This window comes from Sinomicrobium halophytocola (assembly GCF_052983395.1).
The window spans coordinates 390,993-416,097 of sequence record NZ_JBRKIT010000024.1 but is presented as its reverse complement, the minus strand read 5'-3'; the positions used below and the strand labels follow the sequence as shown (position 1 = coordinate 416,097).

Below are 25,105 nucleotides of genomic sequence, written 5' to 3'. Positions count from 1 at the left end.
TAAATGATTTTCAAAGACTTTCGGAACGGGTAAAATTTAAGAAACTGTTTTTCCATATGAGGAACCCGTTTTTTATGAATACGAGCAGGAGGATTCGGGATAATTCCACGAAATTTGCATTTTACCATCACGAAAACCTAAGAATTAATGACTTCCAGAAAAATAGTCATACAAGGAGAAAACATCCATGATATTGCATCATTCTACAACGAAATTAACCGCGTTTTTATGTCCGGTGAAGACTGGGAAATAGGACAAAGCCTCGATGCCTTTAACGATCTTCTTTACGGCGGGTTCGGTATTATTCCGAGTGACGAACCGGTAGTACTCGTCTGGACGAACCTGGAAAAAAACCGGGAAGAGCTTGGGCGGGAAGCTACAACAGCCTGGTATATGGACAAACTGAAAAATCCTTCGAAATTCCAGGTAAAATGGGTACAGGAAAGACTTGTGGCCCTGGAAGACGGTACAGGCCAAACGTTCTTCGATATGGTAATGGAAATTATTTCGGAACATTCTAATATAAGCCTGACAGGCAATTGATGCTCCCTGGAAACCGGTATTTTTAACTTAACACTCCCGATATTACCTGAAAAACCTGGGATTTTAATGTCTTACGCGCTAATTTTACCATAAAATATTAATATGATTATTTATCGCGGCTGGGGAATGCTCGGCATATTACTACCGGTATTCATCATTTTGGGAAGCATCTTTTTTTTCAGTGACGACGGTAACGGAACACGACAACTCATGCTGGGCAGTCTGATTGTTTCAGGAATACTGATAATAGTTATTGCCCTGCTAGTGAACAGAAATAAGGATAAAAAACACGATTTGTATTTTATTCCCCTGAAGATATGGGGGATTATCTGGTTGCTTGTCGGTGTCGGCGGCCTGGTTTACGGCTATTTAAAATAGTTTTTACTTACGAATACAGGAATATACCATAAAAGTTACTATGCAAAAAATCGTGTACCCGTAGCCAAACAGACTTTTCTTTTACTCCAACCTCCAATACCTGTAAAAACACCCCAATTTTAAGATACGTTTGCCCCGATTGCACATCGTTTTTCATGTCTTCACAGGCATTTTTTATATATTTACCTGTTGTACTGCCAATAAATCGAACCATATGAATATTAAAGGGAACATTCCATTCCTCTTATTACTGTTATTACTCCTATCTTGTGAACAAAGAGGTCCTGTAAATTTGGTCCGCCTCCGAACCGAACACCTGTCCGCTCCCCTGGGCATAGATAATCCGAACCCCAGGTTTACATGGCAAATAGACCCGAATCGCCCTCTGGTTTCCCAGAAATCCTATAGCATATACGTGGATACGGACTCCGCGGCTGTGGCAAACCGCAAAGGTTCGCTCTGGAAAACTTCCGGGCAAAGCAGTGAAATACACGCCGTTTATGACGGAAAACCGCTGGAACCGTTTACAAAATATTATTGGGGCGTAGAGATCACGGACACCACGGGAACTCCGGGGAATCTTTCGGTTTCCGCTTTTGAAACCGGTATGATGAAAACTTCTTCATGGGAAGGCAAATGGATTGCGGATACGGATGACATTTCTCTTAAACCTGCCCCCTATTTCCGTAAAGAATTTACCCCTGAAAAGAAAGTGGTTAAAGCCAAGGCATATATCACGGCAGCAGGTTTATATGAATTGTATATCAACGGAAATAAAATCGGAGATCACCTGCTCGATCCCATATATACCAGGTTTGACAAACGAAATTTATATGTGACCTACGATGTAACTCCTTATTTTCTGGATAAAAAGGTCGCTGTAGGTGTTTTGCTCGGGAATGGTTGGTATAACCATCAATCAACCGCGGTATGGGATTTTCATAAGGCAGGATGGCGATCCAGGCCCCGGTTCTGTCTCAACATCCGCCTCACTTACGAAGACGGGAAAACCGAAACCCTGGTCACCGATCCGTCCTGGAAAACGTCCTTAAGCCCGGTAATCTTCAACAGCATTTATACCGCGGAACACTATGATGCCAGGCGGGAACAGCCGGGATGGAATACCCCGGGATTTGATGATGCTTCATGGAAATCCGCCATAACAGCAACTCCTCCTTCGGACAAAATCACCGCGCAAGCGCTTCCTCCCATACGGAATACGGAAGAAATTACCCCGGTTAGTGTAAACAAACTGAGTGATAAACAATACATATTCGACCTGGGGCGTAATATTTCCGGGGTCACCAGGATAAAAGTGAAAGGAGACGAAGGAACCAAGCTGTGGGTAACCCATGCAGAACAACTGGATAGCACGGGACATATAGATTTGTCTAACATTGATGTGCATTACCGTCCGAAAGACACGCTCGATCCGTTCCAGACCGATATTTATTACCTTAACGGAAAAGGGGAAGAAACTTTTATGCCGAAATTCAATTACAAGGGTTTTCAATATATAGAAGTAAAAAGCGATAAGCCCATAACACTTGATGAAACGAGCGTCACGGGGATATTTATGCATACGGATGTAAAACCTGCGGGAGAAATAGACGCTTCCAACGCTCTTATACCCAAAATATGGCAGGCAGCCAATACATCGTACCTATCGAACCTTTTCGGCTACCCGACAGATTGCCCGCAACGGGAGAAAAACGGCTGGACCGGGGATGCGCATATCAATATAGAAACCGGGCTGTATAATTTTAATGCCATAACCGTATATGAGAAATGGATGGCCGACCACCGGGACGAACAACAGTCTAACGGTGTATTGCCTTCGATAATCCCTACCTGGGGTGGCTGGGGCTATGACTGGGGCAACGGTCCGGACTGGACAAGTACCATAGCCATCATTCCCTGGGAATTATACCGTTTCTATGGAGATGACAAGATATTGAGGGACATGTACGAGCCCATGAAAAGATATGTGGACCATATTACCGAAATAAGCTATGAGAACGGTTTGACCGACTGGGGGCTGGGAGACTGGGTCCCTGTTAAATCGGTAACTCCCAAAGAACTCACTTCTTCCATTTACTACTTTGTGGATGCCACCATCCTGGCCAAAGCGGCAAAGCATTTTGGTAAGGAAGAAGATCATAAAACATATGCGCAGCTGGCCGATAATATTAAAAAGGCTATCAATGATAAATATCTGGACCGGAAAACAGGAATTTACGGCAACGGTTACCAGACCGAGTTAAGCGCCCCGCTATACTGGGGAGTTGTTCCGGAGGATCTTCGGCAAAAAGTTGCGGACCGGCTGGCGGAAGCTGTGCGCAGGTCGGACAATCATATCGATGTGGGATTGCTGGGTACCAGGACCATACTGGGAGCCCTTAGCCGGAACGGTTATGCGGACCTGGCCTATACGGTAGCCACACAGGACACTTATCCTTCGTGGGGATGGTGGATTAAGAACGGCGCCACGACGCTGTACGAGAACTGGGATATAGAGGCTTCTTCCGATATTTCCAGGAATCACATCATGTTCGGGGCTGTAAGCGGTTGGTTTTACAGTGGCCTGGGAGGTATTTTACCGGATGAGGAAAAACCCGGATTCCGCAATACCATTCTGAAACCCAACTTTGTAAAGGACTTATCCGGTTTTAAAGCAAAACACCAGGGGCCATACGGCGATATCGTATCTTCCTGGAACAGACAAGGCAGGGAAATACGGTATACTTGTAGTATTCCTCCCGGTAGTACGGCTGTTTTGTATTTAAAAGGGCAAACCGTCAGGGAAAAAAGCAAAGAAGAAAATATTCCTCCGCATGAAGACGGATTTACCATTTCCCTAAAACCCGGAAATTATGAATTTATAATCGACGAGTAATATTTCAGAGACAGGTAAATAAACCTGTCTCCCGAAATACAAAAGCAAACCATCCGGCAGGCGGGAAAATTGTTCTTTAGTTATTTCTATGTTATAAGTTAATCAGTGTTCCCTAAATAAGTTAATCTCCCAATAACTTAATAACTATGCCTTTTTAGAAACCAAAACGCATATTTCTAACTATTTCCACGACCGATCAACGGAGTTCCCGGCTAAAAAAAGCTGTGGCCAGGTCCCCCGTATTACGGTGTACTTCTCCCCTGTTTACCGGCGCGTCATCGCGGAAAACTCCCGGAAGTTCTTCTTTTATATCTTCCCTGGCTTCGGCCAGCATTACGTAATGCCCGGTCTTACCCGGAAACTCGTAATACTGTGAGCCTTCTATAAGCTTATGATAATGCCCGGCATATCTTTCCGGGGGAGTAACCTTATCTGCCGCACATCCTACAAGAAATACCGCCCCGGTAACTTCTTCAAATTGCTTCCTGCTTACAAATCCTTGTGCGGTACCCGGGGATATGGCAAAAAAGGCTTTAAAGCGTGTATCTTTGAGATTGGGGAGGCTTTTGGTCATTTGTTTTAAAGACGGATCAAAAACAAGACCGGCCATATCGGGGATCTCGGTTATACGATCAAGTTCCTCCCTTCCGGTTTCCGTGGTATAATAATCGAGTAAAATATCGTAATCCAGAACTCCTCCGGCAAGTGCAAGAACGGTATACCCGCCAAAGGAAAATCCCAGGGCCCCGATACGATCGCTGTCAATGATATTTCCGAAAGAAGGATTTTTCAATAATTCCGTAAGCGCAAAACTCATGTCCAGGGGCCTTTCCCAGGGTTTTACAAATTCGATATCTATTTTATTGTCATATGTATTTCCCCAATGATCTACTGCGGCTACCATAAACCCCTTTTGCACCAGGTGCTGGGCCATCCATTCCAAAGACAGCCTGCTGCCCCCTGTGCCATGTGATATCATTATCAAAGGATATTTTCCTTCCGGAAGTCTGCCATTTCTTACCGTATATTTCCTCACAAACGGGGAAAACATTATATCAGATGTTTTCAGGCTGTCCGTTGTAGGATACCAGATTTCGGTTACCACCGGTCTGTCCCTGCTGTTGTCCCTGAATTCCAGGGTCATCTGTCCAATACCGGCTTCTTCCCTTTCATAGCTGTTTTCGCGGGTGGTTTCGGATAAGGGGAAATAAACGGAAATGAAGTAAACTAAAATATACCCCAGGTGCATCATCATTGAAAGGATTTATATTAATTCGTATTTCCGGACAAAAGGGTTGGTTAAGATTCCCATTCCGGTCTCGATGGTAAAAGTAGTCAGGAGAGACTTCAGATGCAGAATTTCCCGTTCGGGCAGGAGGACGAACTTATAGGTCCGAACTTTTTCCGGGAACAGATTTCCGGAATTTTCCGGGAGTCATTCCCGTTATTTTTTTAAAAGTGGCATTGAAGGCCGACTTGGAAAGGTAACCGCTCCGTTCCGCTATTTCCTCTATCTTGAAATTCAGTGTATCCGGATCGGTAAGCATTTTTTTAGCCTTATTTACACGTAATTCCCCGATGTAATCAAAAAATGTCTTTCCCACTTCTTCGTTGATAACCTGTGATAAATAATGCGAAGTGGTTCCGAGTTGTTTTGCCAGTTTTGGCAGGCTCAGGGAAGGTTCGGTGTAAAATTCGGTTTCTTCCAGGGATTTAAGTTTATGCAGTATATGCTGTTTATCGTGTTCGCTAAGACTGGACTTTTCGTATTTCTGCCGGGCTACAGGTTGGAAAAAACCGGAATCCGTCAACATTTTGTAACTGAACAAAAAGAACCAGATCGTGATAAAAACAGCCGAAAAATGATCTCCCAGATCGTGTATAAAATGAAAACGGACCGCCAGGTATAATATGTATTCCAGCAAAAACACTCCTAGTAATATCCTGATCCACGACATAAAATAGGAATTCTTATCGATACTCTTTTGTAAGATCTTCACTTTTACGAAAGACAACAGGAGATATATCCCCAGGTGCAGGGAAATAAAAACCTCAAGGTTGCGGCGGATGTATAGCGGATCGAAGGAATATCTATAGGAAACCTCTCTCAAAGGGAGTTCGGGATGAAAGGCCCAGAGAAAAGAATTGAACTTTACGGCATCGTTTTCGGCCAGAAATCGCAGGTGGTATATGAAATACAGGACGAAAGGAATGAAGTGCAGCCATTCTCTCTTCCGAAAGGGTTCGCCGCTTAGACTGCGCATCAACAGGAATAATAAAGGGCCTATAACAAACACCAGGGGTTCCGAAAAATCGGCAAGAAAAATAGCTTTGGTCAGGAGTCCGCTGTATCCCAGGAAGATCTCCATCTGTATCAGTGCGCAGGCCAGGGCCAGTGCGGCAAACAGTAAATAGTGATAGGGCTGCCTGTGCGGTTTGGAAATAAGTAAGGTAAAAAGAAACATGCCCTGGATGGCCCCTACCAGGATTACAACGGTAAAAATATCGATCCGGGAAAAATCATACGAATCGGATGCAGCTATGTTTTGTATGTCGAATATTCCGGTCAAAATATAAACAAAGTTCTCTCTGGCGATACAGGCAAATATAACCAAGAACAGACAAAACAATTCCTCCTTTGTCTATAATAACGGAAACGGGTTACTTTTTAAATATAAAATACACGGCAAGCACCAGGAATATCCCTCCTACCAAATGGTTCCATCGTAACGTTTCTCCTTTAAAAGCTATAACCGAAAAAACGGTAAATACCACCAGGGTAATCACTTCCTGGATGACCTTAAGTTGCCATAAACTGTACGGACCGCCGTTTTCCGAAAATCCCATTTTGTTTGCCGGGACCTGGAAACAGTATTCAAAAAATGCCAGTCCCCAGCTGATTACGATAATACTGAACAAACCCAGCCTGGAAAAGCCTTTCCATTCCGAAAATTTCAGGTGGCCATACCACGCAAGGGTCATAAAGCAGTTGGACAGCACAAGCAAAGCCAACGGCAAAAGATATCTTTTCATATGGGAAAATTTATTCGAAAATACGCTATACTTTGATAATACGCCAGCAAAAATATATTGCTGCAACAGTCCCGGTTTGTCCGTTTGCAGTTCTGAGTTGATGAGTTCGGGGTTTTGGGATACTCTTTTTGGATTGTGTTAAGAGTTAAAACCCGGAACAGAGACCGGTACGGTGTACGCCCTGCTTTCGCTTAGACCGGATATCCCGAACCGGGAGGCTCCAAATGGGGCACATGTTACCCGCTATCGTTTCTCCCTCTGACTTAACCGTAGTTTACTTTCAGTCCCAAATTCATCAACTCCGAACTCCCGGACTCTTTAACTTTTCATCGAACACGAAACCTTATTACATATGATGCGTTTGCCCGGGTTAAACCCCGGCATGTTTACTCACTAAGTGAGATTTAAATGCTCCGACGCTTGCGTCGAAAAGTAATCTATAGTTTCCGCCTCATGCCTCGCGTCCCGATAGGTATCGGGATGCCCCGAGGTAGTTAAATAATCCCGATTTTATGTTGTATATTTGATTTTCGCAAACATCAACACACATTCCACGATGAATATAGAGCATACATCCCTCGAAGATTTTTATAAGGAAGCGGTAGAATTCACCGGGAAGGATATTGAAACGCTGTTGCCTTCGGGAATTCATAAGGAAGTGGGACATTTTAATATTTTTGATGTGGCAGACACCATACGGAATGCCAGGCACAAAAAAACCATGCCTTATAACCGAAGGGCTTATTATAAGATCAGCCTTATCAGGGGTAAAAACCGTGCGGAATATGCCGACAAGGTTATTCAGGTAGAGCAAAATGCCTTGTTATTCGGTACACCGAAAATACCGTATAACTGGGTACCACAAGACGATAATCAGTCGGGATCGTTCTGTGTTTTTACGGAAGAATTTATGGTAAAGAACAAAACCGGGGTGATCCTGGACGAGTTACCTATTTTCAGGTCCGGAGGATATCCTGTATTTGAGATCTCTGCGGCGGAGGCCGGGGAGATAGAACAGGTTTTCCTGAAAATAAAAAAGGAGATCGTCTCTGACTATGAGTTTAAATATGACCTGCTCCGCAATTATGTGCTGGAACTCATACATTACGGTCAGAAACTACAACCCGCCACGACCCTGCATTCCGGTAAAAATGCATCTACCCGTATCCTTTCCCTTTTCATAGAATTATTGGAACGACAGTTTCCGGTTGAATCTCCCGAGCAAAGACTTAAATTGCGTACGGCAAAAGATTATGCGGACAGACTGGCTATTCATGTCAACCACCTGAACAAAGCCCTTAAAGAAAATACGGGAAAGACCACTACTGATATCATAAGCAGCCGTATAACCCAGGAGGCCAAAATATTACTCAAACAAACGGACTGGAATATTTCGGAAATAGCCTATAGCCTGGGATTTGAGGAAGTAGCCCATTTTTCCAATTTCTTCAAAAAACAGTCATCCGTCTCCCCTTTGAGCTACCGATAAATTATATTATTTGATTTTTACAAATAACGGATAGATTTACGCAAACAGTCCGGTGACAGAATACCCGAACTTTGTAGTACTAAAAATCAAATAGATATGCGTACTCAAAAAATTGCACTGGTAACTGGCGGCAGCCGCGGGCTCGGAAGAAATATGGCTATTAGTCTTGCCGCAAAAGGTATTGATGTTATCCTTACTTATAACAGCAATAAGCAAAAAGCGGATGAAGTTGTAGCAGAGATCCGGTCCCTCGGACAAAAAGCGATTGCCTATCCGTTAAATACCGGTAAGGTAGAGACATTCGATGAATTCTTCGAACAGGTTACCGCTCATCTACAGTCGAAAACAGGAAAGCCGAATTTCGATTTCCTGATTAACAATGCAGGAACGGCATTATATGCTCCTTTTGCCGAAACGACAGAAGAACAGCTGGACGACATGATAAATATCCATTACAAAGGAGTCTTTTTCCTTACTCAAAAAGCACTCCCTTTTTTAAATGACGGTGGAAGGATCATCAACATCTCCTCCGGACTTGCACGTTTTTCCCTGCCCGGTTCTTCCGGATATGCTGCTATGAAAGGAGCTATAGAAGTACTTACGAGATACCTGGCAAAAGAACTCGGGCCGAGAAGGATCACTGCTAACGTAGTAGCGCCGGGAGCTATAGAAACGGATTTCGGTAACGGACATGTACGTGACAATAAGGAAATAAACGATTCTGTTGCAAGTATTACTGCCCTTGGCCGTGCGGGATTGCCCGATGACATAGGTGGGGTCGTTGCCTTTTTATGTACGGAAGATGCGCGTTGGATAAATGCACAGCGTATTGAGGTCTCCGGTGGAATGAATGTTTAAGTTTCTTAAGGTTTTCAAAAATCGCCGGGCCCGGATATTCCCGGGCCGGCGATTTTTTATGATCCTCTCCTACATTCCCAGAATAATAGCAAGTACAAGAGGACTGTCTTTCAGGTTTTCCCGTATTTTTATCATGGCTATCCGCATCTGTGCCTCTACCGTTTTTACGGAAATATCCAGTTTTTTAGCTACCTCCTTATAGGTAAGCCCTTCCTTTTTATTCAGGATAAAAACTCTCCGGCATTTGGGGGGAAGCCCTTCTATGGCTTTTTCCAGCATTTCCAGTTGCCGCATTAAATCGGCCTCAGTCTGCGTGTTCATCTCATATAACGCCTCTTCTTTCAAACTTTCCACATAGTCATTGGTTTTCTTCTCCCGATGATACCTATCTATAAAAAGATTATAGGCCGTACTGTAAAGGTAACTTTTGAGTGATGTGCGTATATAAAGATTCTTTCTCTTTTCCCAAAGCTTGACGAAACTGTTTTGAGCAATATCTTCTGCCTCACTCCTATCCTTTGTATATTGACATATGTATGCTACCAAAGGAATATAATAGGCATTAAAAATTTCTGTAAAAGATTGGCTGTCTCCATCTTCAACAAAAGATCTCAATGCGTCCTTATTCATATAATTAAAATTAAAGAGGTATCCGTGATACAGATAAACCCGTTTACGCTCCGTATGCCTTATTTATCTGCTAAGGATGGGGTAGTTACCAAAGCGTCAGTAAACGTGTTTTCGCAAAGATTAAAAAAAAATAGAATTTTTTAAGGGTTTTCCATAATTTTTCAGTCACTACCAAAAATACTCTTTTGAATTGATATAATTTATGGAAGATATCATAATTAAATATTTCAATAATACGATTACGGAAACAGAGCTGGAAATCCTGTCGAAATGGTTGTCAGAAAATAAGAAAAATGAATTGTATTTCAAAGAACTTATTAAAGATGGCTATCTGACTGATATATGGATACAGGATAAACCCCAACCGGATGCCCTGGCGGAAATCCTAAGCAGGATCAATAAACCGAAGGCAAAAAGCAGGAGCTTACGTCTCTTCCCGCAACTGCTCAAATATGCTGCTATAGCTGTTATAGCCCTGGGAATATCCTATGCGCTGCTGCTATACAGTCCCGAAGAAAAACTGCAGTATGAGCCCGCACCCGTAACGCTGAAACTCGGTGATGGCACCATAAAGGAGCTTCGGAGCAATGACAGCACGAAAATAATAGACAGGCATGGAGACCTGGTGATTAACCAGCAAAATGACCGCCTGGATTACAATATGGAAAACCGGAATACTGCCGGGGAGCTTGTTTTCAATGAGCTTACGGTTCCGAAAGGCAGAAGGTTTAATATCTTACTCGCCGACGGTACGGAAGTATTTCTGAACTCGGAATCTACCCTTCGGTTTCCCGTAAGTTTCGAAGGAGAAAAACAAAGACAGGTTTACCTCAAAGGGGAAGGATATTTTTCCGTGGCCGGAAATAAAGAAAAACCTTTCCTGGTAAATGCCGAGGAAATGGTGGTGGAAGTATTGGGTACCCGCTTTAATGTAAGGGCTTATGAAAATGACGGTTGTATAAAAACATCCCTGCAGGAAGGTTCCGTACAGGTAAGCGGAAAAGATTCCGAAGAAATCCCGGTAACCATTGCTCCCGGAGAGGCCGCTTTCTTCAACAGTAAAAAAGGTACGATTTCCGTAAACAAGATCATCATAGAAAACGATGTCGCCTGGACAGAAAACCGGTTGGTTTTTATACAGGAACCGTTTTCAGAAGTCATCAAAAAAATTGAGCGAAGCTACGGTGTACGGATCATCAACGAAAATAAAGAACTGGAAAATGTCCGCTTTTACGGGGATTTCGATATTCAGAACGAAAGTGTCGAAGATGTCCTGAAAGCTTTTACAACCATAAAATTCTTTGAATATTCGTTAAAAGACGACCTTGTAACCATCAAGAAATAAAAATCCCCTTAATAAGTTCGAATCTCAATCCTAACAACCTTTAAAACCATAATAACCTATGACATAGAGCCTCACTAACAAAAGAAGGGAAAATGCGCTAACATTTCCCCTTCCGGACTTCATCAATGATTTACATATCGCACACGAAACCATTAAAAAAAGCTTTTCAAAGTTATGAAAATAAAACATTTAAAAGTGAAGCTATCACTCTTTTTCATATTGTTTTCTATCTTCCAGATAGTTGCTTATTCGGGATACGGACAGAAAAAAGTAGATCTGTCCCTCGAAAATGTACCTATAAAAGAAGCCCTGGAAGAAGTAAAAAAACAAACCGGCTACAGCTTTTTCTTCAGGGAAGATATTCTGAATCCGGAGCAATCCGTATCACTTCATGTAAAACAGGTACTTGTAAACGAAGTACTCCTACTATTGTTTGAAGGCATGCCCATCACCTTTAAAATACGTGATGAAAGGGTATTTCTCATGGAAAAAGAAGGCAAAAAGGAGGTAACGACTTCTCCGGCATCCTCTTCTGCACTACAGGACCAGGTATCCGGTACGGTTACCGATACGGAAGGTGTACCCTTACCCGGGGTTACCGTAATCGTGGAAGGTACGGCCAACGGCGTTACTACCGATTTCGACGGGAATTATACCATAACCGCAAAAGAAGGAGATATATTGATCTTCCGCTATCTCGGCATGCGTTCTCAAAAAGTCACCGTATCGAAAGATACGATAGACGTAGCGCTGGAGCAGGACATTTCTGAACTTCAGGGTGTGGTCGTTACCGGTTACCAGGATATCGACAAAAAAGTATTTACCGGGGCATCACAGACCATCAAGGCCGAAGAGATGAAGATCGACGGTATTGTCGATGTAGGCCGTATGCTCGAAGGGCGGGCCGCCGGGGTGAACGTGCAAAACGTCACCGGAACATTCGGGGCCGCGCCGAAAATTACCATCCGCGGAGGGTCGTCTATCTTCGGGGATACCAAACCCCTCTGGGTAGTGGACGGAGCCGTACAGGAGGAGATCGTCAACCTGTCTTTTGATCAGTTGGTTTCGGGAGATGCCACCACACTGGTAAGCTCTGCTATTGCCGGGCTCAACGCCAATGACATAGAATCTATCGAAATCCTCAAAGACGCCTCTGCCCTTTCGCTGTACGGGGCACGTGCGCTCAACGGCGCCGTGATTATTACCACAAAAAGCGGTAAACGAAATGCGAAAAGTACCGTGTCTTATCAAGCAGAATTTACCATACGGAGCATCCCGGTATACAGCGATTACAATTTGTTGAACTCCCAGCAAACTATGGGCGTTTATCAGGAAATGGAAAGAAAAGGTTTCCTGAACCTTTCCTCCTCTACACAAGGAAGATACGGAGGTGTCTACAATATCATGTACAGAGCCATAAATACTCCGGATCCGGTAACCGGTGAATTTAATGTGGTCAATACCCCGGAAAGCAGGAATCAATTTCTCCGACAATATGAAATGGCTAATACCGATTGGTTTAAGACGCTGTTCCGATCGACTCCTACGCAAAACCATACGCTCAGTTTTTCGGGAGGGGGAGAAACATCTTCGCAATACGCTTCTATAGGATACTTTACCGACCCGGGATGGAGCATTGCAGACCGTATCCGAAGGATTACCGGAAACGTAAGGAACACCTATCATTTTTCCGATGCCATAACTGCCGGAGTTTTGGTACAGGGATCGATACGGGATCAAAAAGCTCCGGGAACGTACAACCGTCAAACCAATACGGTGGATGGCGAATACACGAGAGATTTTGATATCAATCCGTTTAGTTATGCATTGAATACGTCAAGAACCCTAAGACCCCGGGACAATAACGGCAACCTGGAATATTACAGGTTCAACTGGGCGCCTTTTAATGTGCTCAATGAAATGCAGAACAATGCTATAGATCTCAAAGTGCTGGATTTAAAGCTACAGGGACAACTGGAAATCAAGTTCAATAAAGACCTGAAATATAACTTCCTCGGTTCGGTACGCTACGTAAAAAGCACCAAGGAACATAATATTTCCGAAAACTCCAACGTAGCAGCAGCCTACAGGGCCAACGAAACCAAGGTGGTGGCGGACCAGAATATATTTCTTTACAGGGACCCCGACAATCCCCTGGCCCTTCCCCAGGTAGCGCTACCCAACGGTGGTATCTATAATCTTGCCGAAGACAATCTACAAAGCTTTTATTTCAGAAATGCTCTTGATTACTCTAAAACATTAAATAACAAACACGATATAAAGCTATATCTCGGACAGGAATACCGCTACACGGACAGGGGAAATAACTTCTTCACCGGTTTCGGTTATCAATACAGTCGTGGTGGAATACCATTTACCGATTATAGGATATTGCAGAAAAACCTGTTGGAATCCAACGACTATTTCGGAAAAACAGAAACCAGGGAAAGAGGTGTCGCCTTTTTTGCACAAGGCACCTACGCCTTTGATAATCGCTATGTCATCAGTGCTACCGGGAACTATGAAGGGTCCAACAGATTGGGAAAATCTTCCAATAGTTCCAAATGGTTACCTACATGGAATATCAGTGGTAAATGGAACGTGAGCAATGAAGATTTTTTAAGGGACAACCAGATCATCTCCAATTTGTCTGTCCGGGCAGGATACGGGTTAGTCGCCGGATTGGGAACTGCCAGTAATGCACTTGCCATATTCAGGAACGGAATAAGCAACAGGTTTAATCCGAATGACCGGGAAAACATTATCCTCCTGGACCAATTGGAAAACAGTGAACTTACCTGGGAAAAACTGCATGAAGCCAATATAGGTATCGATCTCGGGCTATTGGATAACCGCATTTCTCTAAGCACCGATATCTATCAGAAAAAATCGTACGACCTTATAGATTATGTCAAAACTTCGGGGATTGGCGGAGAGTACATCAAGCTCGCCAATAATGCAGATATGACAACCAAAGGGATAGAGATCGCTTTGTCTACCAGAAATATCGTAACACAAGATTTTTCATGGAATTCTACGTTGAATTTTGCCTGGTTTGACCAGAAAATCACCAAAATACAAAGTCAACCCAACGTATTTAACCTTGTACGGGATGTCGGCGGAAATGTTGTGGGATATCAACGGAACTCCATTTTTTCTTTCGATTTTGCCGGTCTTAACGACGAAGGTATCCCCTCCTATAATTTTGCAGACGGCCGCAATTCCGTAACAGGTATCGATTTTCAGGAAATAGAAGGTATCATGGATTACCTGAAATATGAAGGTCCTGTAGAGCCTAATATTACAGGGGGGCTCTCCAACATTTTCAGATACAAAAACTGGGAATTGAGCACGCTTATCACCATGCAGGCCGGAAACAAAATAAGACTCACTCCTGTATATAGCGATTCCTATACGGACCTGAGTGTATTCCCCGGGGAATTTAAAAACAGGTGGCTTATACCGGGAGATGAAAATACGACCAATATTCCGGTCATTGCTTCGAACCGGACGATCAACAATTATGAAAGCAGGGCTTTATCCCGGGCTTACAATGCTTACAATTATTCTACGGAGAGGATCGTAGACGGCTCTTTTGTGCGAATGAAAAATATAGCGTTGACCTATAATTTTCCAAAAACACTGACCGACCAGCTCGGTATGCGATCTTTTCTGTTACGCGTTCAGGCCACCAATCCCTTTCTCATCTATTCCGATGCTGCACTGAACGGCCAGGATCCCGAATTTTTCCGGTCAGGAGGGGTAGCCTATCCCATAACCCGGCAATATACGCTAACATTAAATGTAGGTTTCTAAACAAAAAATGATGAAAAGATATATACAATACATCGTTCTGAGTGTGGGGATTTCGGTGCTCCATAGCTCCTGTAGTTCTTTTTTGGACGAGGTGCCTGATAACCGAACGGAAATAGACAGCAAAGAAAAAATTGATGAACTTCTCACCGGGGCTTATCCGACCGGAACTTATTTTCTATTTGCAGAAAGTATGAGTGATAATGCCGCTGATAAGGGACCCAATGCCATCACCAACGATCGGACAAATACCGAGATGTTTTCCTGGAGGGACCTCAACGACGACACTGAGGATACTCCTACGTACTATTGGAATGCCTGCTACAAAGCCATAGCACAGGCCAACCATGCTCTTGTAGCCGCAGAAGAACTGGAAAAAAACAACGGGGAAGACCTATCGCCGCAACGGGGCGAAGCCTTATTGGCCCGTGCCTATGCACATTTTATGTTAGTCACGTTTTGGTCAAAACCCTATAACCCGGATACGGCAGACTCCGACCCGGGTATTCCGATTGTATTGGAACCGGAAACCGTGGTTATGGAAGATTATGAAAGAGGTACCGTAAAAGAAGTTTACGAACAAATTGAAAAGGACCTGGAACTCGGCCTGGATCTTATCTCCGACCATTACGAAAAGCCTAAATTTCACTTTACCGTAAATGCGGCAAAGGCCTTTGCCACCCGCTTCTATTTATTCAAAGGCGAATGGAACAACGTCATAGCATATGCCAATGACGTCCTGGGCTCGGATCCTGCCGCAAACCTTCGACCCTGGAACGAGGAGACCTATACAGGCCTGGGCACCTCAAGAGAATACGGTATTCAATATCAGTCGTCCGGAGAAAAATCCAATTTACTGATAGCCTCGGCAAAGTCTACATATACAAGACTGTTTGATGATGAAAGATATGCCCTGAGTGCAAGATTAAGTACTTCCCTCTTTTTCGGAAAAACAAATCCCACGGGAGGTCAATGGAGTTATCCGGTTTTCTCCAGCGGAGATTACAACAAGAATGTTCCGAAATTCACGGAGTACTTCATAACTACCAATATCAGTGCCCAGACCGGTCTTGCCTATCTTATGTGCGTGCTTCTTTCTTACGATGAGGTGATTCTTAACCGGGCAGAAGCCCTGGCAATGGTCGGAAGAGAAAATGAAGCCATTCAGGATATCAATAACTTTTTATCTAAAAAGACAGAAGACTATTCTGCTTCCGTACACACAATAGATAAAGACGATATAGACAATTTTTACAGAGTTGAAACCAATGAATTTTTTCCTTTTTACGATATCCCGGAATCCGCTAAATTTCTCATTAAGTGCTTATCCGAATTAAGGAGAATAGAATTTTATCATGAAGGAATGCGATGGTTGGACCACAAAAGGTGGAATATGGAAGTTATGCATGAAGATTACTTCGGAAACGCGACAATTCTATCCAAAGACGACCCCAGGAGAGAATTGCAAATACCGGCCGTGGCCAGGGCCAGCGGAATAACCCCGAACCCCAGATAAGTATATTTTGTTAATCATAACAAAAACATCATAAAATGAAACAAATATTCAAATATACCTCTATATTAAGCCTTATAATCCTATTTGGTGGCTGTACCAAAGAGGATGCGATCTCCTCCGAAAGCGTATTGGACACGGAAAAGCCACAACTTTCCGAATTAGATGTGTGGATCAGGGAACATTTTGTAGCCCCATACAATATAGATGTCCTTTATAAGTGGGATGACAATCAGGTAGATCTCAATAAATACCTGTACCCCCCTACATTAGAAAATGTACGACCTTTACTGGAAGTAGTGCTTGAAGTATGGATGGAGCCTTATAACGAAATTGCCGGTAAAGACTTTATTAAAAACATTTCTCCCCGTCAGTTGATTTTGGTTGGAGGGTATAATGTCAACGAATCGGGTACCATAACCCTCGGATTTGCAGAACAGGGATTAAAGATAGCGCTCTTTAATGTAGATCAACTCGATTTGAGTGATCTGGAAGATACACAGCAATATTTTCATACCATCCAGCATGAATACTGTCACATTCTTAACCAAACCAAACCTTATGATCCTACCTATGCTAAAATTACACCCTCGGGATACACTTCCCAATGGTTTGGAAACGGCAACAGCTATTCCCTTCGGACAGCCCTGAAAAAGGGGTATATCAGCAGGTATGCAAGAGCCAATGATTTTGAAGATTTCGCCGAGATGGTCTCTGCCATGCTTATTATGTCCAGAGAAGAATTTGATAACCAGGTAAACCTTCTTGTCAATGCCATACACAAACAACTGGAGGAACTCGAAGAAGATGCAGACGATAACGCTTCTGTACAGTCCGATATAAACGATCTGAAAATAGAGCTTGAAGAAGCAAAAAAAGGAGTAGCCCTCCTGAGAAAGAAAGAAGCTTTTGTCGTTGACTATTTCAAATCGGAATGGGACATTGATATCTATGAATTGCAGCAAAAGACCACCACTGCAATGAAAGAAATCGTAACTAACCATAAAACTGCAGGAAAATGAGAACTATAATCAAGAATGTATATGTCCTATGTGTTATTTCAATTTTATTTTGTGCCTGTAAAAATGACGATGACCAGGAACTTTTTAACGAAACGGCTACGAAGAGAATCAGTGAAAGGGAACAGGAGCTCAAAAAGCTTCTGACTTCCTCTGCCCACGGATGGAAAGCTATATATTTTACAAATCCTGATCAGTTCGGAGGGTTTACGTTATTAATGGATTTCGATGAAAAAGGTCATGTGAAAATGGCTTCCGACATCGATGAGGATATCGAAGAGAAGACAAGTATATACGATATTAATCTCGGAAATACGGTAAAACTTACTTTCTCTACCAAAAATCATATTAATAAGCTCAATGATTCTTATGTACCCGAAGTACTGAAAGGGACTGGATTCGAAGGAGATAATGAATTTAGCTTCTACGGTACAGATGGGGATATGATCATTTTTCGAGGCGTTAAAAATAATACCGAAGTTATTTTTGAAAAAGCTTCCGAAGAAGACCGGACTAACCTCATTACACAGAACAGGGAAATGATAAACAATATTACCTCCCGTCCTGAAGATCCCGTTTATCAGGTAATAAAAATCACCGGGAACGGAAAGAGCTCGTTGTATAATTTCAACTATAACTCCCTTATGAGATTTGTAAAATCCGTAACCCCAACAGATGGCAATAAACTAATCGAAAGATCATTTGGTGTAGGGTTCACCCCGGAGGGCCTGGTCCTCAATCCGCCTCTGGAAATAGAATCGGAAGAATTTACGGACTTCACATGGGACAAGGAAAACAGAAAATTTGTATCCCGATCCGAAGGATTCGTTGCCGAAATCATGTATTCGAACAAACCCGCTTATATCAATGATGATTATAAAAATATTGGTTCTTCTGTTCACTCTTTGGCTTTTTCTCCCGGGGAAAGGTTTGATCAGGTACTAAATACTCAAAGATTCAGAGAAATGTATTCTCAGGTAAACATAGATGCACAAAAAGATCATCCGGAGTTCCGACTACAGGACATTGTTTTAAAATTTAATAAACAAGCAGACGATCCGCAAAACACACATACCTTGGATCTTTACTTTTTTTATGGTCAGACACGATATTTTGCATCTTATGCCGTAGAATTTAAAAAAGAAGATAAAAAACTTAAATTCAAATACTTAAATGAAGTAAATGGAAATGCTTCTGATTTTAAAGAATACCTAATGCCACTTATAAATTTCTTTACCAATCCGGAAGGACTCATTGTGAATAATGAAGGTAGGTTTTGGCCACAATATACTAATCCGGGGTATACATTAACCAGTGCAGAAGATGCAACCTTAAGAGTTCATTGTGCAAGTAACTTTTACAATAACAATTGAATAAAATAAACCTTGTTCTCATGTTTTAGGTTTTTTTACCTTCGGGCCGTCCGTACAGACCACCGGGCGGCCCTTTTTAAGCAACAACACCCAAACTTATGTGTACGATGTATACCAGCACTCCCGAAACTAAAAAGATGAACAGGTACAGGAAGCTCCGGGAATTACACTCCTTATCCGCCGTATTCCTGCAAACCAGGGATAAAAAAATGGCGCGCTTATTGATAGACAACATTTATGAAAAAGTAAAAACCTGTCCTTATCCCGAACACCTGCTCGATGACATAGAAAACACATTTTGTGAATTCACACCGGCTATAGGTTCGTACATAAACAAGTTACCTCATATGCCCCCGAAAAAAGTTAAAGCACGCACCTATGAGTCTCTGGCAGTCATTATAAACCTTATAAACTTTTCAGAATTCTGAAAAACACTGTTTTTATAAAAAAATAAATTATGGAGAAAGTAAAAACAATCACAATTGGCATGCTCCTGCTCATATGCCTGGTTTCCTGCTCAGGCGATGATGATTCTATCGGCAACAATGTCTATATCCAAACCTTCGAATACAGTACAGACAAAGGAAAAGGATTAAAAACGGTTTCCCGGGGAGATAAAGTGTTATTGGAAGCGCGTACTTCATCCTCGGCCAATGCATCTTATACTATTATGATGTTTATAGAACCCGAAAATCAGAAGACCAGTAAAAACTGGAATTTTAACAAAAATTATTATTCTCAAAGCTATATAAAAGAAGAAATAAACATTCCCGAAAATGTCCCGTCCGGGGCATATAAAATAGGGATTGTCATACAGGAGATCAAAGGTGAAAATTCTGAAAACTTCCTATCCCAAATAGATAACCTCCCTTCCTTTGCAAGAAGAATTAAAAGTATTGAAATCCGATAAAGTAACCCTATCCCTGTCTCTCCCTGATCCATAACAAAAAAATCCCATTTTGCTTTTAGTACCATGAATACGCTTATACGAAGAAATATCAATAAGGTAATCCGGAAAAAGATTGAAAACTTCAGCAGTTCCGGTAAATTGCATTATCATCCGGAGCACCTGTTTTATTATACGGATGGTGTAAAAGCGGTTATGTCCCTATTCAGGGAAGATCACCTGTTTTGTGACATCGCTTCACAGGCCCGGGAATTGTCCGGAAACTACGGTTTTATACTTATTCGCCTGTACCTTACGGGAGGTGATAAATACTGGATAGAATACAATACGAAGAGCGGGGAAACACTTGAAATAATGAGGATATATGCAACACTTCCCATGGATAAGGGTATTTCTCTTTGTTTATATTTTAAAGTTTTCAGGAAAAAGCTGTATCGGTTGAATACTAAGCTTTTATAGAGATAACCAAAGAAGTCAGGTAACGATTTGGTAACGGTGCTTGTTGCTTTGTATTTCAATACGTTTCCGTTAGCTCATAGCAAATATACTGCTTTTTTAAGCTAGGTGGGTTCTTTATTGCTGAAATATTCCCGTGCAATTTCCGATACACCCACACTAAAATATTTTTTTCCATTGCAAACTCCCTCGATTGCTTTCTTAAAATTGTCTGCATCGCTACCAATAAGCAAGTAACTGTTAAACCCGATTTCCAAAAGAGATATTACGAGTTGCTCGCTATCATCGTCACTGTGGGCAATAAGTTTTAAGGTCGGGTATTTTGCTTTAAGTTCGTGAAGCTGTGCCAGTACCTTGCTATCCGAAAAATCAATGTCAATAATACAAACTTGGGGCAGTTCTTCTAATGCTGATAATTGAGATTTTATCAGTGATAAACGCAATGCTGATTTGTTCGATAGTGTTTGCCATAACTATTTCTATTACTTAGTTATACAAACTTACACAAATATTTCAAGGGAGATTATGTTGCCTATTATGACTATTCTTAATGGTTGATTTGCGAAGGATTCCCCTATAAATCCTTGCCCATATATTCTTCCAAAGAAGATTTCAGTTGGTCTAAAAATGTGGTTCGGGAACCTGCTCGATATTTCATTCGGTGGAAAGAATGGTGCAAATCCCCTAAAGTAATCTGAAACAGTTTTTCTAATACCAAACTCACTTTTCGTATCCCTATTTTACCGTAGGAAATAGAACCATTTGCATAAAGAGCGTAAATCAATTCTATCAAAGCATTTTTGGTATCCGTCCAAAGAATACTATCAGATGACATATCCCTTGAAGAAAATGAACCTGCCATTTCATCATCATTTATTTTTTGGAGAATGTAGTTATAGAGTAACTCGTTGGCTATTATACGAGCCACTTTGTTATCATAGTATGTTGAAAACAGCGGGTCAATTTCAAAAACAAAACTGTTCAGACCGTCGTGGAAATTAATGTTGCCTAATCTAAAGTAAGTCTCATCACGGTCTGTTCTTCCCGAACGATAATACCTGTAAAAATCTGAATTATAAATATGCTCCCTGTATTCCTGTTTTAATTCCTGTAATTGTTCTGAAAAATAACTTGCGTACATTTTCCCTCTGTCCACAGGACAAGCTGTCTGTATGCGGAATATCTTATTATGGTAAATGAGTTTGGAGAGGATGTACGGTTTAATATTACGAAAGAAATTGATTTCCTCCCATTGGTTTTTAAAACCTTGTTTTGTAATATCCTCTCTTACAGACAATAAGTATTCTTGCAGGTATATTATCATTTGGTACGCTTCATCAATGATATTGGGTGCGGATAGCGAAATTGCGTTTTCTTTTCGCTGTATCTCTGAGATGATATGATTTAATGAAACTGCCATTTCGGTTAAGACTAATATATATTACGTAGGATGACCATTTCAAACACTAAAAGCAATAGTTATTCAGGCTATTGCTTCAATCTCCACTTCTGTTTATTTTATTTGGGATTTTAATGGCATACGCATACTTATTGCAAGGCGAATAAAAAGCACCTGCATTACTTGGTAAAATCTTTTTGTACTTATTTAATTAAATGAAGTCCGAAACTCCAAAGGTGTTTGATTAGTCTTATTTTTAAATAATTTGCTGAAAGATTGAGAGTATTCAAAACCGAGTTCAAACGCAATTTCGCTAACGGTAAGATTTGTTGTCGTGAGAATGTATTTTGCCCTTTCAATTATTTTGTCTTGTATATGCTGTTGGGTACTTTGACCTGTAAGATTTCTCAACATATCACTCAAATAATTGGCAGACATATTTAATTCGTTAGAAAAAAACTGAACGGATGGAATGCCTTTTTGCTGTAAGCGTCCATCGTTTATATAGTCTGCTAATAATTTTTCAAACCTAACCAGCAAATCATTATTAACCGCTTTCCTTGTGATAAATTGACGATTGTAAAATCGGTTGCAATAATTCAAAAGTAATTCTATTTGAGAAATCAAAATATCCTGACTGTAAACATCAATGCCCGAAATGTACTCTTTACGGATAGTGTCCATTATGCTTTCAATTATTTTTGATTCTTCATCAGACAAATGCAATGCCTCATTTACAGCATAAGAAAAGAAACCAAATTGTTGGATATTTTTATCCAAAGGGTATGCTCTTAAAAAATCGGGGTGTATTAACATTGTCCAACCTTTCAACTGTACATTATCCGCTAATTCAGACACAATAACTTGTTTGGGTGCGTGAAATACCATTGCACCTTCCTGAAAATCGTAATATTGCTGACCGTACTTCATTGTTCCGTCATAGTTGATTTTTCGGCTTATCGTAAAAAAGTTATAAGTTTTATTCTTTAATCTTTCATCGCTGTAGTTTCTTATATTTTCGTGATTTATCAAGCCAATCAAAGGGTGTTTTGGCTTTTCAACACCTAACAAACTATGATACTCCGAAATCGATTTTATGTTATATGGTTTTTCCATTTTCATTTAGTAAATTTATTCCAAATTAGTAGATGTAGAAATGTGCTTATAGGCTTCAAATTTTTCGAGGTTTTTAGCCATTGTATCTGTTATCATCTTAAAACTGTCTGCTCCTAAAATTAAATGTACAGGTGGGTTTTCCATATTAGCTAAATTAAACAATTCAGTTACTAATTTTTTAGGGTCGCCCGGTTGTGTTCCCGCTCTTCCTGAATAACTTTGAAACGTTTTATCACTATCGTATTCTTCTATTCGGTGTTTTGTGTAAGATAATGAGCCTTCATCAAGGAAATTAGTTCTGAAAGAACCTGGCAGTACAACCGTAGCTTTCACATTAAGCGGTGCAATTTCTAATGCCAATGATTCAGTAAGCCCTACCATTGCAAATTTTGAAGTAACATAACTTCCGATATTTGCACCTGCAATATAGCCTGCCGCAGAAGCGATATTGATAATATACCCCGAACGTTGCTTTCTAAATTGTGCCATTGAAGCCCTGATAACATTAACCGTTCCGAATAAATTTACGTCCAATGCTTTTCTAAATTCATCATCGGTTAATTCTTCCAAACTTCCGATATATGAAAATCCTGCATTATTAACGGCTACATCTAATCCTCCAAAATGTTCAACTGTTTTGTTGATTGCCTGTTTAACATCTTCGCTGTTTGTAATGTCTAATTCAATAGGCAGAAAATTATCGTTTTCAATGCCAACACTTTGTTTTAATTGATTAGTATTTCGTGAAGTCGCAGCAACTTTTTCGCCTTTATCCAATAATAATTTTGTCAGCAAAAGTCCCAAGCCTTTTGATGCTCCCGTAACAAACCATATTTTTTGTTTAATATTTTCCATTATACTATAATTTTTATTTGTAGGGCGATATTTCTTATCACTGTCATTTTTTATCAAATAGCTTTGCAATACGTTGAATTTCGGATAAGAGTTCATCCATTATCTTTTCATCTGTTTTCGGATTCATAAATGTAACTCTCAAATAAACCGAGTTGTTTAAAGTGGTTTGTACGATATAGAAATCTCCATTGTGCAATAAACATTCCCGTATTTCACCATTAAGACGGTTTAATTTGGACTCACTCAAAGTCTTTAATTTATATCTGAAGCAAACAATGTTTGAGTTGGGTTGAATCAACAGTTCAAAATCATTTCGGAATTTGATTTTCTCTGAAAATATTTCGGCTAAGTGATACAGTCTTGTAACAAATTGCCCGAACACATCTTCTCCATAAAACTTCAATATTGAGTAAAACTGAATACACATCATACTTTTAGTGCATTCAAAAGTTCTTTTTGCCAAATCGTACCAATCTTCTTCCTGCTCTTTTTCCCATAAGTATTGGGCTTTTTGCATAAATGCAGCATAAGAGTTTTGTTTTTCCTTAAAAATTAAGAAACTCATAGCAGATGATGTCATCAACATCTTATGTCCGTCAATTGTTACAGAGTCGGCATTACTCAATCCTCTTAATAAATGCTTATATTCAGAAGAAAAAATTGCCGCACCACCGTGTGCTGCATCCACGTGGAACCATATTTTTTTTGCATTACAGAACTTCGCAAGTTCTTGTAAATTATCATACATTCCTGTTGAAGTAGATGGGGCACTTCCAACAACTGCAATTACTTTTTTTCCTTCTAAATGGGCTTTATTATAATATTCCTCAAGCAAATCAGTTTGCATATTAAAAGCATCATTAACGGGTACGTTAATGATGCTTTCATTTGAAAGCCCCATAATTTTAAGAGCTTTCTCAATACTGTAATGAGCTTCAGATGAAACCATTACTGCTAAACTATCATTTGAAACATCAGATGTTGACATCACTTTTTTTGCGGCCAGTAGTGCTGTAAGGTTTGCCAGCGAACCGCCTGATGTAACAAAGCCATCAGCATTAGAATCGTATCCTATCTTTTCTGCTATTTTATCAATAACCACTTTTTCTATTGCGGTACCTGCCGCTCCCATTTCATACACAGCCATTCCGTTGTTTAATATGGCACTCACTAATTGAGATAAGGCTGCCAATGGAACAGTGGGCGATATTTGATGACCGATATATCGTGGGTTATGAATATGAATTGACCTGTCTATAATATCCTTAAAAAGTTGTTGGGGCGTATTGCTATCCAATTTATAATTTTTCCAATATGCCAATTGTTCTTCAGGTGTTACCCAATGACTGACTTTTACTTTGTTATCATAAGAATTTTTAAGATGGTCGGCAATTAGATCTATTAGTTCAATACCGAATTCTTTAAACTTTTGAACGTTATATATGTCTGCTAATTTATCTTCCATTGCCATTGTTTTCCTTC

General features: G+C 40.9%; 22 protein-coding genes. 13 read left to right on the top strand and 9 right to left on the bottom strand.

Annotated features, from left to right (window positions below; genetic code table 11):
- Positions 1–147: 147 nt before the first annotated feature.
- The 3 genes from ACVBDY_RS09370 to ACVBDY_RS09360 all read left to right on the top strand — a co-directional run bounded on the left by ACVBDY_RS09370 (position 148) and on the right by ACVBDY_RS09360 (position 3,817).
- Positions 148–543: a barstar family protein gene (locus tag ACVBDY_RS09370; protein ID WP_447175215.1), complete on the top strand. Its 396-nt coding sequence runs from the start codon at positions 148–150 to the stop codon at positions 541–543.
- Positions 544–645: 102 nt separating this feature from the next.
- A complete protein-coding gene (locus tag ACVBDY_RS09365; RefSeq protein ID WP_447175214.1) occupies positions 646–921 on the top strand; it encodes a hypothetical protein in 276 nt (91 codons plus the stop codon).
- Between the two features lie 214 nt (positions 922–1,135).
- Complete coding sequence (locus ACVBDY_RS09360; protein WP_447175213.1) at positions 1,136–3,817, top strand: alpha-L-rhamnosidase; 2,682 nt, start codon at positions 1,136–1,138, stop codon at positions 3,815–3,817.
- 196 nt (positions 3,818–4,013) lie between these two features.
- Here ACVBDY_RS09360 and ACVBDY_RS09355 read toward each other — a convergent pair whose 3' ends face one another.
- The 3 genes from ACVBDY_RS09355 to ACVBDY_RS09345 all read right to left on the bottom strand — a co-directional run bounded on the left by ACVBDY_RS09355 (position 4,014) and on the right by ACVBDY_RS09345 (position 6,850).
- The gene (locus ACVBDY_RS09355) at positions 4,014–5,072 is read right to left on the bottom strand and encodes an alpha/beta hydrolase family protein (RefSeq protein ID WP_447175212.1); all 1,059 of its coding nucleotides are present in this window, start codon (positions 5,070–5,072) and stop codon (positions 4,014–4,016) included.
- A 130-nt stretch (positions 5,073–5,202) separates the two neighbouring features.
- Complete coding sequence (locus ACVBDY_RS09350; protein WP_447175211.1) at positions 5,203–6,387, bottom strand: helix-turn-helix domain-containing protein; 1,185 nt, start codon at positions 6,385–6,387, stop codon at positions 5,203–5,205.
- Positions 6,388–6,478: 91 nt separating this feature from the next.
- Positions 6,479–6,850 carry a DMT family protein gene (locus tag ACVBDY_RS09345; RefSeq protein WP_447175210.1) on the bottom strand — a complete coding sequence of 124 codons (372 nt, stop codon included), beginning with the start codon at positions 6,848–6,850 and terminating at the stop codon, positions 6,479–6,481.
- Between the two features lie 556 nt (positions 6,851–7,406).
- Here ACVBDY_RS09345 and ACVBDY_RS09340 point away from each other — a divergent pair.
- Both ACVBDY_RS09340 and ACVBDY_RS09335 read left to right on the top strand, forming a co-directional pair.
- Positions 7,407–8,339, top strand: a complete 933-nt coding sequence (locus ACVBDY_RS09340; RefSeq protein WP_447175209.1) for a helix-turn-helix domain-containing protein — start codon at positions 7,407–7,409, stop codon at positions 8,337–8,339.
- Positions 8,340–8,435: 96 nt separating this feature from the next.
- Positions 8,436–9,197, top strand: coding sequence for an SDR family NAD(P)-dependent oxidoreductase (locus ACVBDY_RS09335; protein ID WP_447175208.1), 762 nt, complete (start codon positions 8,436–8,438; stop codon positions 9,195–9,197).
- Positions 9,198–9,266: 69 nt separating this feature from the next.
- On the opposite strand, the gene ACVBDY_RS09330 is transcribed toward ACVBDY_RS09335, so the two are convergent.
- Complete coding sequence (locus ACVBDY_RS09330; protein ID WP_447175207.1) at positions 9,267–9,827, bottom strand: RNA polymerase sigma-70 factor; 561 nt, start codon at positions 9,825–9,827, stop codon at positions 9,267–9,269.
- A 202-nt stretch (positions 9,828–10,029) separates the two neighbouring features.
- Here ACVBDY_RS09330 and ACVBDY_RS09325 point away from each other — a divergent pair, with 202 nt between their 5' ends.
- The 8 genes from ACVBDY_RS09325 (at position 10,030) to ACVBDY_RS09290 (ending at position 20,256) form a co-directional block, all read left to right on the top strand.
- Positions 10,030–11,172 (top strand): FecR family protein, encoded by a 1,143-nt coding sequence (locus ACVBDY_RS09325; RefSeq protein ID WP_447175206.1) that lies wholly within the window; start codon positions 10,030–10,032, stop codon positions 11,170–11,172.
- Between the two features lie 483 nt (positions 11,173–11,655).
- Entirely contained in the window at positions 11,656–14,988 is a 3,333-nt protein-coding gene (locus ACVBDY_RS09320) for a SusC/RagA family TonB-linked outer membrane protein (RefSeq protein WP_447175223.1), read from the top strand.
- 7 nt (positions 14,989–14,995) lie between these two features.
- Positions 14,996–16,501 carry a RagB/SusD family nutrient uptake outer membrane protein gene (locus tag ACVBDY_RS09315; protein WP_447175205.1) on the top strand — a complete coding sequence of 502 codons (1,506 nt, stop codon included), beginning with the start codon at positions 14,996–14,998 and terminating at the stop codon, positions 16,499–16,501.
- Between the two features lie 35 nt (positions 16,502–16,536).
- Positions 16,537–17,520 carry a zinc-binding metallopeptidase gene (locus tag ACVBDY_RS09310; RefSeq protein ID WP_447175204.1) on the top strand — a complete coding sequence of 328 codons (984 nt, stop codon included), beginning with the start codon at positions 16,537–16,539 and terminating at the stop codon, positions 17,518–17,520.
- Complete coding sequence (locus ACVBDY_RS09305) at positions 17,517–18,890, top strand: DUF4302 domain-containing protein (protein WP_447175203.1); 1,374 nt, start codon at positions 17,517–17,519, stop codon at positions 18,888–18,890. The genes ACVBDY_RS09310 and ACVBDY_RS09305 overlap by 4 nt, the downstream gene beginning before the upstream one ends.
- A 107-nt stretch (positions 18,891–18,997) precedes the next feature.
- Complete coding sequence (locus ACVBDY_RS09300; protein ID WP_447175202.1) at positions 18,998–19,318, top strand: hypothetical protein; 321 nt, start codon at positions 18,998–19,000, stop codon at positions 19,316–19,318.
- 29 nt (positions 19,319–19,347) lie between these two features.
- Complete coding sequence (locus ACVBDY_RS09295) at positions 19,348–19,800, top strand: DUF4625 domain-containing protein (RefSeq protein WP_447175201.1); 453 nt, start codon at positions 19,348–19,350, stop codon at positions 19,798–19,800.
- Between the two features lie 63 nt (positions 19,801–19,863).
- Positions 19,864–20,256: a hypothetical protein gene (locus ACVBDY_RS09290; protein ID WP_447175200.1), complete on the top strand. Its 393-nt coding sequence runs from the start codon at positions 19,864–19,866 to the stop codon at positions 20,254–20,256.
- A gap of 101 nt (positions 20,257–20,357) precedes the next feature.
- On the opposite strand, the gene ACVBDY_RS09285 is transcribed toward ACVBDY_RS09290, so the two are convergent.
- The 5 genes from ACVBDY_RS09285 to ACVBDY_RS09265 all read right to left on the bottom strand — a co-directional run bounded on the left by ACVBDY_RS09285 (position 20,358) and on the right by ACVBDY_RS09265 (position 25,088).
- Positions 20,358–20,696: a response regulator gene (locus tag ACVBDY_RS09285; protein ID WP_447175199.1), complete on the bottom strand. Its 339-nt coding sequence runs from the start codon at positions 20,694–20,696 to the stop codon at positions 20,358–20,360.
- 131 nt (positions 20,697–20,827) lie between these two features.
- A complete protein-coding gene (locus ACVBDY_RS09280) occupies positions 20,828–21,673 on the bottom strand; it encodes an RteC domain-containing protein (protein ID WP_447175198.1) in 846 nt (281 codons plus the stop codon).
- A 186-nt stretch (positions 21,674–21,859) separates the two neighbouring features.
- Positions 21,860–22,774 carry a helix-turn-helix domain-containing protein gene (locus tag ACVBDY_RS09275; protein ID WP_447175197.1) on the bottom strand — a complete coding sequence of 305 codons (915 nt, stop codon included), beginning with the start codon at positions 22,772–22,774 and terminating at the stop codon, positions 21,860–21,862.
- Between the two features lie 9 nt (positions 22,775–22,783).
- Entirely contained in the window at positions 22,784–23,623 is an 840-nt protein-coding gene (locus ACVBDY_RS09270) for an SDR family oxidoreductase (protein ID WP_447175196.1), read from the bottom strand.
- A 43-nt stretch (positions 23,624–23,666) separates the two neighbouring features.
- Positions 23,667–25,088: a pyridoxal phosphate-dependent decarboxylase family protein gene (locus tag ACVBDY_RS09265; RefSeq protein WP_447175195.1), complete on the bottom strand. Its 1,422-nt coding sequence runs from the start codon at positions 25,086–25,088 to the stop codon at positions 23,667–23,669.
- Positions 25,089–25,105 lie beyond the last annotated feature (17 nt).

Coding starts and splice junctions, on each gene's coding strand:
- ACVBDY_RS09370 (WP_447175215.1), top strand. CDS start 148: ATGACTTCCAGAAAAATAGTCATACAAGGAGAAAACATCCATGATATT.
- ACVBDY_RS09365 (WP_447175214.1), top strand. CDS start 646: ATGATTATTTATCGCGGCTGGGGAATGCTCGGCATATTACTACCGGTA.
- ACVBDY_RS09360 (WP_447175213.1), top strand. CDS start 1,136: ATGAATATTAAAGGGAACATTCCATTCCTCTTATTACTGTTATTACTC.
- ACVBDY_RS09355 (WP_447175212.1), bottom strand. CDS start 5,072: ATGATGATGCACCTGGGGTATATTTTAGTTTACTTCATTTCCGTTTAT.
- ACVBDY_RS09345 (WP_447175210.1), bottom strand. CDS start 6,850: ATGAAAAGATATCTTTTGCCGTTGGCTTTGCTTGTGCTGTCCAACTGC.
- ACVBDY_RS09340 (WP_447175209.1), top strand. CDS start 7,407: ATGAATATAGAGCATACATCCCTCGAAGATTTTTATAAGGAAGCGGTA.
- ACVBDY_RS09335 (WP_447175208.1), top strand. CDS start 8,436: ATGCGTACTCAAAAAATTGCACTGGTAACTGGCGGCAGCCGCGGGCTC.
- ACVBDY_RS09330 (WP_447175207.1), bottom strand. CDS start 9,827: ATGAATAAGGACGCATTGAGATCTTTTGTTGAAGATGGAGACAGCCAA.
- ACVBDY_RS09325 (WP_447175206.1), top strand. CDS start 10,030: ATGGAAGATATCATAATTAAATATTTCAATAATACGATTACGGAAACA.
- ACVBDY_RS09320 (WP_447175223.1), top strand. CDS start 11,656: ATGGAAAAAGAAGGCAAAAAGGAGGTAACGACTTCTCCGGCATCCTCT.
- ACVBDY_RS09315 (WP_447175205.1), top strand. CDS start 14,996: ATGATGAAAAGATATATACAATACATCGTTCTGAGTGTGGGGATTTCG.
- ACVBDY_RS09310 (WP_447175204.1), top strand. CDS start 16,537: ATGAAACAAATATTCAAATATACCTCTATATTAAGCCTTATAATCCTA.
- ACVBDY_RS09305 (WP_447175203.1), top strand. CDS start 17,517: ATGAGAACTATAATCAAGAATGTATATGTCCTATGTGTTATTTCAATT.
- ACVBDY_RS09300 (WP_447175202.1), top strand. CDS start 18,998: ATGTATACCAGCACTCCCGAAACTAAAAAGATGAACAGGTACAGGAAG.
- ACVBDY_RS09295 (WP_447175201.1), top strand. CDS start 19,348: ATGGAGAAAGTAAAAACAATCACAATTGGCATGCTCCTGCTCATATGC.
- ACVBDY_RS09290 (WP_447175200.1), top strand. CDS start 19,864: ATGAATACGCTTATACGAAGAAATATCAATAAGGTAATCCGGAAAAAG.
- ACVBDY_RS09280 (WP_447175198.1), bottom strand. CDS start 21,673: ATGGCAGTTTCATTAAATCATATCATCTCAGAGATACAGCGAAAAGAA.
- ACVBDY_RS09275 (WP_447175197.1), bottom strand. CDS start 22,774: ATGAAAATGGAAAAACCATATAACATAAAATCGATTTCGGAGTATCAT.
- ACVBDY_RS09270 (WP_447175196.1), bottom strand. CDS start 23,623: ATGGAAAATATTAAACAAAAAATATGGTTTGTTACGGGAGCATCAAAA.
- ACVBDY_RS09265 (WP_447175195.1), bottom strand. CDS start 25,088: ATGGAAGATAAATTAGCAGACATATATAACGTTCAAAAGTTTAAAGAA.